Here is a 13,674-nt window from a genome sequence, read left to right on the forward strand (position 1 = left end):
GCAAGTCCACGATCAAACGGGCGACGCTCGAGGAGCATGACTATCGCCATACAGGGCTGGTGTCTAGGGAAACAAGCACGTCACGTGGGTCGCGGTGCACGGCGGCGGCGCCCGCTTCCTCCAGCTCAGCGCGGCTGATGCCGCCGCAGAGCAGGGCCACGCAGGGCACCCCCACCTTTGCGGCGGCCTTGATGTCCCACACCGTGTCGCCCACGAAGACCGCTCGGTCCGGGCCTACGCCCGCCAGTTCCAGGGCCTGGGCAACCAGATCAGGGGCCGGTTTGCTGGCGGAGACGTCATCTTTGCTGGTGGCGTCCGCGATGACGTCGTCGGCGTCCAGGGCGGTCCGCATGACGGCGAGTTCCTTGCTGTCGGCGGAGGTGGCCAGGACGACCCGGAAGCCCCGGGCTGCTACGGCGCGCAGCAGGTCTGCGGCACCGTCCAGAGGGGCGAGCGCGGGGGCGTAGGCGCCGTACAGCGCCTTGTGGGCGCCACTGATCGCGTCGTCCTCGCTGCGGTCGCGGTCCTTGCCCAACAGGTGCTGCAGAAGATGGTCGGAGCCCATGCCGATGCAGCGGTGGATGTCCGCCATCGACACGGTGTGCCCGGACTGCCGGAACGCCTCCCACCAGGAGACCGCGTGGAGGTAATTGGTATCCACGAGAGTGCCGTCCATGTCGAACAGCGCAGCGCGCTCGGCCTCGTCCCTCATGATGGGCGCTCTTCCGCTCGGCTACCGGAGTGGCTCATACCAAGCCGCTACCCGTCGTCTCTGTAGATAGACGCGCAGTCTGCTTCGCGGCGGAGCGGTCTGCCACCGCGCCGTGGTGGATCTTCCCTGCGCGCACGCCGAACTCCGCTTGGGGGCAGAATTGCCGCACGGGATCACGCGGGCGGAGTAGCGCGCAGCGAGCATTCACCTTGAACGTCTTCCCCTTGGGCCTGCTGCGTCGGGAACCTCGTCGCAGCTCTGCGGTGGGGCGGGCGATCAATCCCGCGTCCGAAATATCCGTGACGATGACGGGTAGCAGGCCATTGGGCGGCCTCAAATTGATCACCCAGGGGTGAGTGATGCCAGCAGGGTCGAGCAGCAAGCGCGAACGGCAGTTCGAGCACATCAAGGACAGCGCCGAGGAACGCGGTGAGAGTGAGAAGCGAGCCAAGGAGATTGCCGCGCGCACGGTGAACAAGGAGCGGGCTCGCGCGGGCGAGTCCAAGTCTGCGAGCCGGAGCTCCACAGTGGACATGTCCTCTGGGCGGCGCGGCGGCCTGCGGTCGGGCAACGGTTCGCAAGGCCCGACTCGCGATCAGCTTTACGCGGAGGCCAAACGTCGCAACATCGACGGGCGATCCACCATGAACAAGGCAGAACTCGAGCGCGCGCTCGGAAAGTAGTCATCCGCCTGGCTGAGCACCTCTCGGCTGGAATGAGCGCGACGCAGTCGCGCAGTCGCAGCCATGCGGCTGCGTATAGCACCGACCAATGGAGGGCATCGTGCTCATCCTGGGAATCATCCTGCTGATCATCGGCTTCCTCACCGGGATCTCGATCCTGTGGACCATCGGGATCATCCTGGCTGTTATCGGCCTCGTGCTCTGGGTGCTGGGCGCCATCGGGCACAGTGTCGGCGGGCGTCGGCATTACTGGTAGGTAAGGCGGCGCGGGTCCGGTCGTCAGCCGTTCTGGAGGCCACGTGTGACCGCCAAGACGGCGGCCACCCTCCGCGACCGAAGGCGACATGGCGGCGCGACGCCCATCACTGAGCGGGCTCGTACATCCTCGCCAGCGTCCTCCTCCGCCGTTGCTGCGTGTGGGCGAGAACCGCGCGGATAGGTACGCCGGCATGGCCACGGACCTCCGGGTGTTCTCCGACGCCGCCAATGACCCCATCTGTTTCCTGGGTCAGGTTGTGCCGGGTGCGAGATGCCACATCGCCGCGCTGGGCGCAGGATGTAAAGAGGAGCACCCGTCGCGGGGGCCGTCGTCCTTTCGCGGCCCCCATCCCTGATGGGCTGGTTACCGTCCGTTGGTGGTGTGGCGGGAACCAGCCCATCGCTGTGCGGCGCGGACCTGAACCCGTACGGGGTGGGGTGTCCGGAAACGGCAGCGTCATCGTCCAGGAGGAGTCCATGGCCGAACGCGACCTGAGCAAGGGCGACGAGGTTTCGTGGAAGAGCCACGGCAAGAAGGTGACCGGAAAGGTCAAGAAGAAGATCACCGAGCGGACTCAGGCGGCGGGCCGCGCTGTTGACGCGACAAAGGAGGAACCACAGTACGAAGTGGAGAGCGACAAGTCCGGGCGCTCGGCAGTGCACAAGCCGGGGGCCTTGGGCAAGGAAGAGTGAGCCGTGGCCGGGAAGCCCCGGGGGCGGGGTGACCGGGACGACGCCATAGACGCCTTCGAAGAGGCGGTCAACATGACGGCGGCCCAGCTCGAAAAGTGGCTCGCCACCGAGGAATCCAAGAGGCGTCGGTCAGAGCGACGGGGGCGAAAGCGTAGGCGCCTCGGGTCGGCGCATCGTCAGGCTGCTGGAAACAAACGGGGGTGAGCTCAGCGACGACGACTTGGCGCACATGCGCAAGGTCGTCGGCTACGTCCACCGTCACGTCAAGCAGCGTCCCCACGGAGACATCACCGAGACGCGGTGGCGGTGCTCCCTCATGAACTGGGGTCATGACCCGCTGAAGTGAGCGGGACACCGAGCGCGCAACGGGCCTCCCCGACCGAAGCGAGCCGGCCGAGGGAGGCGCCCGTCATGGCTGTTCGCGGCCGCTCAGGCGGTGCCGCTCTCGGACGGAGCCGGGAACCGCTCCCACACGCGGTGGGCGCCCAGCAGCGTGGTGATCTCGCGTAGTACGGCCTCACCATCGGAGCCGGTGATGACGCCGAGTGCGCCGGCAGCAATGCCGGCCGCCTGCAGGGCCAGGTCGGCGCCGTCCCAGCCCCCGATCGGCTTCGCGTGCCGGTAGGCCTCCTGAAGCATCAGCACGACGCGCGGATCCACCGGCGCGGCGGCGAGCGCCGGGGCGCCTGCCTTGGCATCGCGGCCGCCTCGGGCGTCGGCGGCCGGTCCCGGCGTCCCGGCCAGCAGCAGGGCGTCGAATTCCACGGAGCGCGCGGTCGCGAAGGTGCGCTGCACGGTGACTGGATCAGCCCCCTCACCCGCGAGGGATCCCCCGGTGGGCGCGACGATCAGCGGGACCATGTCGTTGGCCAGCACGGAACGACGGACGGTGTCCACGGCGCCCAAGTCGCCGGTGCCATCGGTGACGATGCCGATGACGCGTCCGGCGGTCGGCCAGGTATGCCCGAGCTGCGAGAGTGCGGGACTCGGTTGTGCGTCGGCGAGCGGCTCGGAAGGCTCGGGTGCGGGCAGACCCAGGCCTTGGGCGACCTGCCGGCACAGGTAAGGGTCGATGTGGGCGAGGGCGCGCAGGGCGCGTTCCTTGATCGCCTCTTCGTAGCACTTTCCCAGCTCGAAGGTGTACGCGGCGATGGTGTGCTCGCGTTCCACCGGGCTCAGGCTCAGCCAGAACAACCGGGGCTGACTGTAATGGTCCGCGAAGGACGCCGGTGCCTCGCGCACCTTGACCGAGGGGGCGATGGGCGTGGGGTACTCGATGTACGCGTGGTCTTCGGCGCCGGCGAAGAACGGGCAGCCGCCGTCGAGGGAGTTGGGCTTGTACGGGGCGACACCGGTGTGCACCGCGTCCTGGTGGAAGCCGTCACGCAGCATGTCGTTCACGGGCGCATGGGGACGGTTGATCGGGATCTGGGGGAAGTTGGGCCCGCCCAGCCGGGTGATCTGGGTGTCGAGGTAGGAGAAGAGCCGCCCGGCCAGCAGCGGGTCGTCGGTGATGTCGATTCCGGGGACGAGGTGTCCCGTGTGGAAGGCGACCTGCTCGGTCTCGGCGAAGAAGTTGGTGGGGTTGGCGTTGAGGGTGAGCAGCCCCAACGGCTGGACCGGTGCCAGCTCTTCGGGGACGATCTTTGTCGGGTCCAGCAGATCGATCCCCTGGAAGGTCTGCTCCGGCCTGTCGGGGAAGGTCTGGATGCCCAGCTCCCACTGTGGGTAGGCGCCCGATTCGATGGCGTCGGCGAGGTCACGGCGGTGGAAGTCCGGGTCCATGCCGCTGATCATTTGCGCCTCCTCCCACACCAGGGAGTGCACGCCGAGCTTCGGCTTCCAGTGGAACTTCACCAGCGTCGTGGCGCCGGCTGCGTTCACCAGCCGGAAGGTGTGGACGCCGAAGCCTTCCATGGTGCGGAACGAGCGCGGGATGCCGCGGTCCGACATGTTCCACAGAGCGTGGTGGGTGGCCTCCGTGTGCAGCGACACGAAGTCCCAGAAGGTGTCGTGAGCGCTCTGCGCCTGCGGGATCTCCCGGTCCGGATGCGGCTTGCCGGCATGGATGACGTCCGGGAACTTGATCGCGTCCTGGATGAAGAACACCGGGATGTTGTTGCCAACCAGGTCGAAGACACCCTCAGACGTGTAGAACTTGGTGGCGAACCCCCGGGTGTCGCGCACGGTATCGGCAGAGCCCCGCGAGCCGAGCACGGTGGAGAACCGCACGAAGACCGGAGTGTCGACGCCCTTCGCGAGGAATGCCGCCTTGCAGACCTCGGCGGCCGTCCCGTAGCCCCGGAAGACGCCGTGCGCCGCGGCGCCCCGGGCGTGCACCACGCGCTCCGGGATGCGCTCGTGGTCGAAGTGCATGACCTTCTCGCGCAGATGGTGGTCCTGCAGCAGCACCGGGCCGCGCGGGCCGGCCTTGAGTGAATGGTCGGAGTCCGGCAGGCGTGTGCCCTGCGCGTCGGTCAGGAACGACCCGTCCTGCGCCCGCACGGTCCTGGACGGGCCGTCCGGGCGTCCCGTCGCGCTGAGCGGGGTGGGAACCCCCTGGTCGGGCTTGGCCGGCAGCGGCGCGTGCGGCTCGACCGGTTCCTCCACCGTGGGGGGCATGCTTGCGGGCACGCCGGGAATGTCCGCCCTCCCTGCCGGGGTGAGTTCGGCGCCTACTTCCATGACCTTGTCGACGATCTTCTTCACCGGGCCCGGCTCGTTGGCCATGGCGCTCTCCCACTCGTCCTCGGAAACCTCGTCGCCTCCGGGTAACCGGTGCCGCTCGCGGACAAACAGGACCCGGCGGGATGTCCGCCGTTCGCGGAGGATCTCACCCCGAGTGCCAACCCGTTCGCGCGGTGGGATTCGCGACGTGCGCGCCCGCTGTCGGGGGATGGCTGCGGGCCGAAGGGCTCCTGGGAGGGCGCGTCCAGGATGCGGCCGCGCGCGCCGCCTCAGCGGTTGTCGGCGGCGCGGATGCTGGCTTCAGGCGCCGCCAACAGATCGACGGCCGGAACCAACTCGGCCGGCTCCTCCACCGTGGTGCCGCTCATCTTCGCGACGACCAGTTGCTCCAGCGCGGCCGCGTACTCGTCGTGGAGGCTCTCGATGTCGACCCCGGCCAGTTACTCCATCAGCATCTCGGCGAGAGGCACTTCTCCTTCGGTGACCGGGGCCGCCGACGACAGGTCGTCCGGCTCGCGGATCTCCTCCGGCCACAGCAGGGTGTGCAGCACGCGCATCCCCTGCCTCGGGCGGAGCACCGCCAGGCGCTCGCGCGTACGCAGCGTCACCTTGGCGACGGCGACAGTGCCGTGCCAGCGCCTCCACGAGCAGCGCGTACGGCCGTTGGCCCTGCTCGCCCGCCGGGCCCGACCCAATACAGCTTGGAGGGTCGACGTCGTGCTCATCGACGAACCCGAAGCCGTCGACCGTCTTCCGCGTCCGCAGGGGAAGCGCCGCCGGGCCCGGGCGGCCCCGCCGCGCGGGCAATGTCCTGCCGGGGTGTTGCGAGCGGGGCCGCACTTCCAGGATGCGACCGCTACTGCCCCGGGGCATCCTGGCCAGGTGGAATGCCGCGTGATCGTCTACCCGCCGACGGAGACCGGCGGCCGCCGCGTCCGCATCGACGGCACCATTCTCGGCGTCGCCTACAGCCCCGTCGACCTGCTGGAGTTCTTGCGCCGCGCAGGCCTCGACCTCGACACTGTCGACCTCACCGACACCGATTTCTTCGAGTGGCGCGGAGAAGGCCCAGCCGTCTGGATGTGAGCGGACTCTGCCGGCACCGCAGACCCCCGCCGCGGCACACAGGCGACGGGGGCTTCCCTCACTACTGGCGGCCCCGCCCAGAAGGCGTGAAAGCTGCCGTCACGCGAGCGGGGTTACCCTTCCAGGATGCGCCTCGTGCCGTGCACGGGCACGTCGGAGAGATGGACGCCGACGGAGCGAGAAGGATCGCGTATCCCTGCATCGGCGGTCGTGCTCCGGGCTGGCGTGAATCGGCAGCCAGTCGCTGTGAGCTGCTCGTCGAGTCGGCCCACCAGGAGCCCTCTGGGCGGAAACCGGAGTGGGTTCTCAGCGGGTTAGTACGGCAAGTTCCCGCCACTGGGGCAGCGGCATGGCTGAGCCCGCCCCCAGGACGTGCAGGCAGACATGGTCGGCTCCGGCCTGGTGGTGGGCGCGGACACGGCTGCCGATGGTCTCTACGTCGCCCCAGGCCACACGGCTGTCGACGAGCCGGTCGCTGTCGCCGCCGTCGCCAGGTCCTCCTCGGTGAAGCCCTGGCGCAGCACGTTGCGGGCGTAGTGGCCCATCGACAGAAACATTCCGACGAATTCACGGGCGGCGGCGCGGGCCACGCTTGGGTCCCGTTCGAGCACCACGGCCTGGTACGGAGCCAGGAGCGGCCCGTGTCCCAGTCGTTCGCGGGTCGCCGAGTACTCGGGAGTGACCAGAAAGGGGTGCACACCTGCCGTGCGGTGAGCGGCGAGGTTGACCATTTTTGGTCCGAGCGCGGCCATGAGGCGCTCGTCCGCCGGCACGGGCGCCGGGGCCTTGTCGAGTTCGTCCAGGTAGCCACCCATGTCCGACAGCGGTCGGTAGTCGCGTCCCGCCTCGCGGGCGGCGGCCGGATCGCTCACGCCGAGGCCTAGCAAGAGCCGACTGCCGTAGCGCTGCCGCAATTGTGCATGTCCGGCTGCCATCTCGGCTGCCGGGTGGCGCCAGATGCTCAACACGCCGATCGCGACCTTGGCGCTGCGTGTAGCGCTGAGCAGCCGTTCGGAGTCGCCGATGACATCACCGCCTCCGAGGCCCGGGATCCACAGCGTTTCCCAGCCCATGTCGTCGAGTTCGGCTGCGGCGTCCTGGATCGCTCCAGGGTCCGCGCTCCGCAGTTCGATACTCCAGATTCCTGTGCGTCCCACGTTCATGGCAGAACTCCTGTCAGTGTGCGTTGGTGTGACGGTATGTCGGCATCTCGCCCAAAGTGGTGCCCGAGGGGGCCGGTCCGGCAGCGAGCGATGAGCGGTTGCTGTGCTGCCGGAGGAACTCCAGTGCCGGCCAGTCGATGGAACCGGCCGCATCAGGCTTCGCCTGAGTGGCCTGCTGCATTCGACCGAGGTTCTGTCGCAGCCCACGGGCGACCGCGTGGGTAGGGGCGCCCAGGATCCGTACCGCTCGGGGACGTCCCGCTAGGCCGACCCGGTCCGGAACTTCCACACGGCCCAGTTCAGGACCATCCGGTCGTCCAGCAGCTTCCGTCCCGATGCGGCATGGGGCAGCAGCGGCCGCGTGAACTCGCGCTCGGTATCCGGCAGTTCACGGCGAGGTATCGCTAGACCATGATCCACCAGGTGAGATCGTTTGGCGGCAGGCGCTAGCCGGGCTGGTGATCGGTGGGCGAGCCTGCCGGGACGGGAGCCAACTGCTCGTCGGTGGCCGTGATGTTCGCCAGCAGCGCCAGCCGTTCGGCGGCGTCGCTGCCTGGCGGCACGTGGTAGATGACGATGATCTGCCGGTCGGTTCCGATGATCTCCAGTTTCTGGAAATTCAAGCTCACCGGACCTATCTGCGGATGCAGCAAATGGGCGCTGCCGCTGATCCGCGCACGCACATCGTGCCGCGCCCACAGGCGGCGAAAGTCCTCACTCTTGATCGACAGGTCACCCACCAATTCGGCGAGCTGCGGGTCATCCAGGTCAGGGCTGGCCAACGCGCGCACCGAAGCCACCAGGCTGTGAGCGGTACGCTCCCAGTCCTCGTACAGCTCACGCACCTCCGGATTGAGAAACGTCGTGCGCAGCACATTGGTGCCGACGCGATGGCAAGGAGAAAGCGCTTCGGCCAAGGGATTCGCAGAAATAACGTTCATGTACCGGTCGTGAACGAAGGAAGGTATATCCAGGTGCAGCCGGACGTGCTGGTCGATACCCACGGGCACGCGGTCAGGGCGTCTACGCGCCCGCCTCCGCCGCGGCGGGGACACCGCCAGAGCACGCAGATACGCCGCTGCTTCATCGTCGAGCATCAGCGCACCAGACAGAGAATCGACGATCTGAGCCGACGGGTTGCGGTCGCGTCCCTGCTCCAAGCGCAGGTAGTAGTCCGTGCTGATGCCGGCGAGCATCGCGAGCTCCTCCCTACGCAGGCCCGGCACTCGCCGGCGCCCTTCGGTGGCGATCCCCACATCCTCCGGCTGGATCAGTTCGCGACGGGCACGCAGAAAGCTGCCGAGGGCATCCTCAGAAGTCATACCGGGAGGCTAGGCGATTTACGCCAAATATGGTTGGCCCTGTTACTACCAGGCTTCGCGGGACCCGTCTGAGAGGCTCCGAAGAATCGGCTCACGAGGCCGGTCATAGCCCTGCCAGTCCCAGGGTTCGCAGGGTTCTGGCTCCACACCGAGCCCTCACCCAGTATTGCTGTGTCGGCCTGAGCAGTAAGGACCCGGACTGTTCACACCAATGTACTCACCCGGGATTGCCTGACAGGCCGGGCACCAAAAACTCACAACGGCGTTCACTCGCCGCTAAGAACCCCACGACAGGCAGGGCTTTAGCACCATGACTCGCATCACCACTTCCTTCGGATTTTCTTCCACGGCAGCGGAAGTCGCGGAAGGCATCGACCTGACCGGCCGCCGCGCGGTTGTCACCGGGGCGTCCTCGGGTATCGGCATCGAGACGGCACGTGTCCTCGCCTCCATCGGCGCCGAGGTCACCCTGGCCGTACGCAACACCGACGCGGGCGAGAAGATCGCTGCCGAGATCGCCGCATCGACCGGCAACAAGAACGTGCACGTCGGCCGCCTCGACGTGTCCGACCAGGAGTCGGTCGCGGCCTTCGTCCGGTCCTGGAGCGGCCCGCTGCACCTGCTGGTCAACAACGCCGGCGTCATGGCCATCCCGGAGCTGCAGCGCACGCCCGAGGGCTGGGAGATGCAGTTCGCCACCAACCACCTCGGCCACTTCGCCCTGACCAACGGCCTGCACGGTGCGCTGGCCGCCGACGGCGAAGCCCGTGTGGTCGTCGTCAGCTCCCAGGGACACCTCATCTCCCCGGTGGTCTTCGACGACATCAACTACCGCTACCGCGCCTACGACGCCATCGGCGCCTACGGCCAGTCCAAGACGGCGACCGTGCTGTTCGCCGTCGCAGCGAACCAGCGCTGGGCCGCCGACGGCATCACCGCCAACGCCCTGATGCCCGGCGCCATCGCCACCAACCTGCAGAAGCACACCGGCGGCCTGCGGACCCCCGTGGAGCTGCGCAAGACCGTCGAGCAGGGCGCGGCCACCACCCTCCTCGTCGCCACCTCTCCGCAGCTCGCCGGCGTCGGCGGCCACTACTTCGAGGACTGCAACGAGGCCATCCAGGTGCCCGACGGCAACGGCTGGACCAGCGGCGTTGCCCCCTACGCCCTGGACCCCGACAACGCCGACCGCATCTGGGAGATCTCCCACCGCTTCCTGCGCGAGGCGGGCCGCGGCTGACGCCACGCCCCCCGCGCCAACGCGGGCATGACCTCCACCTCACCAGTGGAAGCCACGCCCCGCAGGCGGACAACCCCACGAACGCTGCACGTGCCCGCCGGACGCGAACGCGGAACGCACACACGACGAACGGGCCGCGGCCCTCAGCCACCACGCGGTGGCTGAGGCCGGCCCCACCCAAGGCTCCGCGCGCTCCACCCGAGCGACTCCCGGAGCCGACCCTCCCGCACGCCCGTGCACGGACACCCGGTCACCGGCACCGCTGCGCCCGAACACCATCACCCCAAGAGAGACCTACGTGACGAACAACCACGCGCTGCAGAACATCGGATGGATCGGCCTGGGCGACCAGGGCGCGCCCATGGCCCGCGCAATCGCCGACTCCGGCTACCCGCTCCAGGTCTGGGCCCGTCGCAGCAGCTCGCTCGACGCACTCGACGGCCTGCCTTACACCGTCCACAGCACCCTTGCCGAGCTCGGTGCAGCCAGCGACATCGTCGGACTGTGCCTGCGTGAGGACTCCGACATCCGGGAGGTCCTCACCGACGGCGGCCTGCTCGCCAGCATGAAGCCCGGCTCCGTCATCGTCAATCACGGCACCGGCCTGCCCCAGTTCGCCAACGAGATGACGGACATGGCGGCAGCCAGGAGCATTCACGTCCTGGACGCGCCGGTCAGCGGCGGCAACGCCGGGGCTGTCGCCCGCCAGCTGACCACCATGGTCGGCGGCGACGCGCAGATCGTCGAACAGTGCCGTCCGGTCTTCGAGAGCTTCTCCAAGAAGGTCACCCACATGGGCCAGGGAGGAGCCGGCCAGTTGGGCAAGCTCATGAACAACACCCTGCTGATGATGAACCAGCGCAACGTCCAGGAGATCCTCGGACTGGCCCAGGACCTGGGCCTGGACATCGCCGCCCTGGTCGACCTTCTGCGCTCCGGCACCGGCTCGAGCTTTGCCCTGCAGGCCCTCGGCGGCGCGGTCACCACCGACAACGCCGAGCACCTGACGACGCTGCAGCTCATCGACATGGACATCTTCGACGACGCGGTCCGGGCCCTGGGACACAGCGTCCCAGACATCACCGCCCGGGCAGTGGAGGGAGCCCGCGGCCTGCCCGGAGCGGCCCGCATCATCGCCGGCGCACCCAGCCCTGCTGCGGCCGGCTGACTCTGGCGGCTATCTGCGTACCAGGCGGCGCCGCGGCCGGCATGCGCAGGACAACTGCCGTGAGAACGACGCCACCCTGGCACGCGCTGTCACCCGCCTCCCGGGCGCCGCGACCCGGGAGGCGGGTCGGACGACCACATTCGTGCGCCGGCACTCCCATGCGGATGCCGCAGCACGGCTGATAGCCACCGAAGTAGTCAGCACTCGCGAGTGCCTTACATTCGACTATTGGCCTGATGGTGACACGCAGACAAGCCACCGCTCATCAACGGCCAAGTCCCACTGACAGCCCCCTCCTGTTCCTCCCGTACGCAGACCACGACGTACCGTGGAAACCATGGGTGGCAAGCAACTAGGCGACTACCTGCGTGCACGCCGTGAGATTGTCCGGCCCGAAGACGTCGGTCTTCCTCCGGGCGGCCGCCGCCGGGTACCGGGCCTGCGCCGAGAAGAACTCGCACTACTCGCCGGTATCAGTACCGACTACTACCTGCGACTGGAACAGGGACGAGACCAGAACCCCTCACCTCAGGTGCTCGATGCCCTCGCACGAGTCCTGCAACTCGACGAACCCGCCACCGCCCATCTCCACGCTCTGGCCAGTCCGCCGCGGCGAAATCACAACCTCGCCGAACCGGACCACGTCAGCCCTGAGATCCGACAACTGATCTCGACGTGGTGGTCGCAAACACCCGTGATCGTCCTCAACCGGTACATGGACGTCCTCGCCTCCAACGCGCTGGCTACCGCCATGTCCCCGATCTTCCTCCCGGGTGTGAACGTCATCCGTGCCGCGTTCCTCGACAAAGAACTGCGCAGCCTGTACCTCAACTGGGACGAGATGAGCGTCCGTGCTGTGGCCGGCCTCCGCGCTCTGGTAGGGACAGAACTGGAAGACGTACGGGTCGTGGAACTTGTCGGCGAACTGACCACTGTCAGCCCGGAGTTCCAGCGTCTTTGGGTTCGCCACGACGTCAGCCCGCGTGCCGCCGGCGTAGCGCAGCTGAACCACCCGGGTGTCGGCGAGATGACCCTGCAGTACGAGCGGTTCACCATCGCGGGGACCCATGGTCAGCTCATCGTCGTCTTCCATGCCGAACCCGGCAGCCCCTCCGCGGAGAAACTTGCCCAGCTTCAGGCCGAGACGACCAGCTCCAGGCTTCACCGATGAGCGACCGACGCGGTCTGTCGTAGCCCGGTCACACTGTGGCGATCTGGACCAGGCCGGAGAGATTCCAACGTGCAAGGGGTCGCAGCAGACACGCTTCACGGCCCACCCTCGACTGGACGCGTGTCCGGAAACTGACCGCAGCGCGCATCCGACCTGGCCCGTTCGCCGGCTGGCGGGTCGGCTGGCCGAGGCCTGGTCGAGTGTTGCGTGGGCGGCTTGATGCCGGCTACCCGTACCGGCTGGGGTCTATCTGGGGCCGCGATGAAGGACCGATGATGTACATCTCATTGTCCGGGAGTCCGCCCACCGTGAAGTTCGCACCTAGATGCCCCACTTCAAGATCGCCCCGAGTGATCGTCCCTGAATCGGCATGAGTGCTTCGGCGGCACCTCAGCTAAAGGACGCGGCCGAGGAATCCGTGGATGTAGCCGCTGATGGTGTTCAGGTGCGTTTCCAGGGCGAAGTGCCCAGCCGGCAGCAGGTGGACTTCCGCGTTCGGCAGGTCGCGCGTGAACGCCCGTGCACCGTCCGGCCCGAAGATCTCATCCCTTTCGCCCCAGACCGCAAGCAGCGGCACCTGGCTGGTGCGGAAGTACTCCTGCAGCTGGGGGTAGCCGTCGATGTTGGTCGGGTAGTTCCGGAAAAGCGCAAGTTGGATCTCATCGTTGCCGGGCCGGTCCAGCAGAGTCTGGTCGTGAAGCCAGTTGTCCGGGCTGACCAGGCTTTTGTCCAAAGCGCCGTTCTCGTACTGCCAACGGGTCGTTGCTGCACTGAACTTGGCTCGTGCCCCCGGCTCGGTGTCTCCGCTGGGGGTCGTGGCATAGGCGAACAGGTCCTCCCAAAAGGGCTGGGCAAACCCTTCCATATATGCGTTGCCGCTCTGCGAGATGATCGCGGTCACTTCGTACGCGGGATCGAGCGCCAGCCGCCACCCTATGGGGGCACCGTAGTCGTGTACATAAATTGAGAAACGGTTGATATCCAAACTGTCGAGCAGTCCGGCGGTGACCTTCGCGAGGTTGTCGAAGGTGTACTCGAACTCGTCGACTTTGGGCATGGAGGACTGTCCATATCCGATGTGATCCGGCGCGATCACATGATAGTCGCAGGCAAGCGCAGGGATGAGGTGACGGAACATGTGGGAGCTGCTCGGAAAGCCATGCAGGAGCAGGACAACCGGCGCACCGGCGGGACCCGCCTCGCGGTAGAAGACCCGCTGTCCTTCGATTGCCGCCGTGCGGTGGTAGGTAGGGAGCATGCTGCCCTCCGAGAGTATCCGAGCTTGGAACCTGATCAAGCTGGGAAATTGACGTAGCCAGACATCAGCAACGTCGCCGCGTCCTTCGTCTCTGACGGTGGAATGAAAGGAACGACGCTCTTGCGCTCCCTTCTCTGTCAAACGCTAGACCGGTCTTCGAGCAGCGGCCACTGAGGAGAAGGGCGGACTCCATCGCAGCGCCGGGGGTGAAGGGCACAGTTAGGAGACGATG

Annotated in this window: 13 protein-coding genes and 1 pseudogene; 8 read left to right on the forward strand and 6 right to left on the reverse strand. The window is 67.5% G+C overall.

From position 1 onward, the window contains the following. Positions 1–40 precede the first annotated feature (40 nt). Positions 41–712, reverse strand: a complete 672-nt coding sequence (locus ACFWVC_RS00885) for an HAD family hydrolase (protein ID WP_384273351.1) — start codon at positions 710–712, stop codon at positions 41–43. A gap of 359 nt (positions 713–1,071) precedes the next feature. On the opposite strand from ACFWVC_RS00885, the gene ACFWVC_RS00890 reads away from it, so the two are divergent. The 4 genes and pseudogenes from ACFWVC_RS00890 to ACFWVC_RS00905 all read left to right on the forward strand — a co-directional run bounded on the left by ACFWVC_RS00890 (position 1,072) and on the right by ACFWVC_RS00905 (position 2,692). After that, a complete protein-coding gene (locus ACFWVC_RS00890) occupies positions 1,072–1,395 on the forward strand; it encodes a plasmid stabilization protein (RefSeq protein WP_384273355.1) in 324 nt (107 codons plus the stop codon). A gap of 100 nt (positions 1,396–1,495) precedes the next feature. Next, complete coding sequence (locus tag ACFWVC_RS00895) at positions 1,496–1,651, forward strand: DUF6131 family protein (RefSeq protein WP_384273689.1); 156 nt, start codon at positions 1,496–1,498, stop codon at positions 1,649–1,651. A 479-nt stretch (positions 1,652–2,130) separates the two neighbouring features. Continuing rightward, positions 2,131–2,346, forward strand: a complete 216-nt coding sequence (locus ACFWVC_RS00900; protein ID WP_384273358.1) for a DUF2945 domain-containing protein — start codon at positions 2,131–2,133, stop codon at positions 2,344–2,346. A gap of 72 nt (positions 2,347–2,418) precedes the next feature. Further along, positions 2,419–2,692, forward strand: a pseudogene (locus ACFWVC_RS00905) (DUF3140 domain-containing protein). Between the two features lie 83 nt (positions 2,693–2,775). Here ACFWVC_RS00905 and ACFWVC_RS00910 read toward each other — a convergent pair. Together ACFWVC_RS00910 and ACFWVC_RS00915 are read right to left on the reverse strand one after the other, a co-directional pair. Continuing rightward, positions 2,776–5,076 carry a catalase gene (locus ACFWVC_RS00910; RefSeq protein ID WP_384273361.1) on the reverse strand — a complete coding sequence of 767 codons (2,301 nt, stop codon included), beginning with the start codon at positions 5,074–5,076 and terminating at the stop codon, positions 2,776–2,778. A gap of 398 nt (positions 5,077–5,474) precedes the next feature. Next, a complete protein-coding gene (locus ACFWVC_RS00915) occupies positions 5,475–5,759 on the reverse strand; it encodes a Ku protein (RefSeq protein ID WP_384273364.1) in 285 nt (94 codons plus the stop codon). A gap of 157 nt (positions 5,760–5,916) precedes the next feature. Here ACFWVC_RS00915 and ACFWVC_RS00920 point away from each other — a divergent pair, with 157 nt between their 5' ends. After that, the gene (locus ACFWVC_RS00920) at positions 5,917–6,120 is read left to right on the forward strand and encodes a hypothetical protein (RefSeq protein ID WP_384273368.1); all 204 of its coding nucleotides are present in this window, start codon (positions 5,917–5,919) and stop codon (positions 6,118–6,120) included. A gap of 434 nt (positions 6,121–6,554) precedes the next feature. Here the strand turns inward: ACFWVC_RS00920 and ACFWVC_RS00925 are convergent, their stop codons facing one another. Continuing rightward, complete coding sequence (locus tag ACFWVC_RS00925; protein WP_384273376.1) at positions 6,555–7,283, reverse strand: TIGR03620 family F420-dependent LLM class oxidoreductase; 729 nt, start codon at positions 7,281–7,283, stop codon at positions 6,555–6,557. A 446-nt stretch (positions 7,284–7,729) separates the two neighbouring features. Then, a complete protein-coding gene (locus ACFWVC_RS00930) occupies positions 7,730–8,605 on the reverse strand; it encodes a helix-turn-helix transcriptional regulator (RefSeq protein ID WP_384273382.1) in 876 nt (291 codons plus the stop codon). A 310-nt stretch (positions 8,606–8,915) separates the two neighbouring features. On the opposite strand from ACFWVC_RS00930, the gene ACFWVC_RS00935 reads away from it, so the two are divergent. The 3 genes from ACFWVC_RS00935 to ACFWVC_RS00945 all read left to right on the forward strand — a co-directional run bounded on the left by ACFWVC_RS00935 (position 8,916) and on the right by ACFWVC_RS00945 (position 12,184). Then, a complete protein-coding gene (locus ACFWVC_RS00935) occupies positions 8,916–9,845 on the forward strand; it encodes an SDR family NAD(P)-dependent oxidoreductase (protein ID WP_384273388.1) in 930 nt (309 codons plus the stop codon). A gap of 298 nt (positions 9,846–10,143) precedes the next feature. Beyond that, entirely contained in the window at positions 10,144–11,013 is an 870-nt protein-coding gene (locus tag ACFWVC_RS00940; RefSeq protein WP_384273392.1) for an NAD(P)-dependent oxidoreductase, read from the forward strand. 337 nt (positions 11,014–11,350) lie between these two features. Further along, entirely contained in the window at positions 11,351–12,184 is an 834-nt protein-coding gene (locus tag ACFWVC_RS00945) for a helix-turn-helix transcriptional regulator (protein ID WP_384273396.1), read from the forward strand. Between the two features lie 394 nt (positions 12,185–12,578). On the opposite strand, the gene ACFWVC_RS00950 is transcribed toward ACFWVC_RS00945, so the two are convergent. Further along, on the reverse strand, positions 12,579–13,442 hold the full coding sequence (locus ACFWVC_RS00950; protein ID WP_384273399.1) for an alpha/beta fold hydrolase: 864 nt from the start codon (positions 13,440–13,442) through the stop codon (positions 12,579–12,581). Positions 13,443–13,674: the final 232 nt, after the last annotated feature.

It is taken from the genome of Streptomyces sp. NPDC058691 (assembly GCF_042714775.1).
GTDB lineage: Bacteria > Actinomycetota > Actinomycetes > Streptomycetales > Streptomycetaceae > Actinacidiphila.

Excerpts from the sequence above, each read along its gene's own strand:
- ACFWVC_RS00885 (WP_384273351.1), bottom strand. The coding sequence starts at position 712 with ATGAGGGACGAGGCCGAGCGCGCTGCGCTGTTCGACATGGACGGCACT.
- ACFWVC_RS00890 (WP_384273355.1), top strand. The coding sequence starts at position 1,072 with ATGCCAGCAGGGTCGAGCAGCAAGCGCGAACGGCAGTTCGAGCACATC.
- ACFWVC_RS00900 (WP_384273358.1), top strand. The coding sequence starts at position 2,131 with ATGGCCGAACGCGACCTGAGCAAGGGCGACGAGGTTTCGTGGAAGAGC.
- ACFWVC_RS00910 (WP_384273361.1), bottom strand. The coding sequence starts at position 5,076 with ATGGCCAACGAGCCGGGCCCGGTGAAGAAGATCGTCGACAAGGTCATG.
- ACFWVC_RS00915 (WP_384273364.1), bottom strand. The coding sequence starts at position 5,759 with ATGAGCACGACGTCGACCCTCCAAGCTGTATTGGGTCGGGCCCGGCGG.
- ACFWVC_RS00925 (WP_384273376.1), bottom strand. The coding sequence starts at position 7,283 with ATGAACGTGGGACGCACAGGAATCTGGAGTATCGAACTGCGGAGCGCG.
- ACFWVC_RS00930 (WP_384273382.1), bottom strand. The coding sequence starts at position 8,605 with ATGACTTCTGAGGATGCCCTCGGCAGCTTTCTGCGTGCCCGTCGCGAA.
- ACFWVC_RS00935 (WP_384273388.1), top strand. The coding sequence starts at position 8,916 with ATGACTCGCATCACCACTTCCTTCGGATTTTCTTCCACGGCAGCGGAA.
- ACFWVC_RS00945 (WP_384273396.1), top strand. The coding sequence starts at position 11,351 with ATGGGTGGCAAGCAACTAGGCGACTACCTGCGTGCACGCCGTGAGATT.
- ACFWVC_RS00950 (WP_384273399.1), bottom strand. The coding sequence starts at position 13,442 with ATGCTCCCTACCTACCACCGCACGGCGGCAATCGAAGGACAGCGGGTC.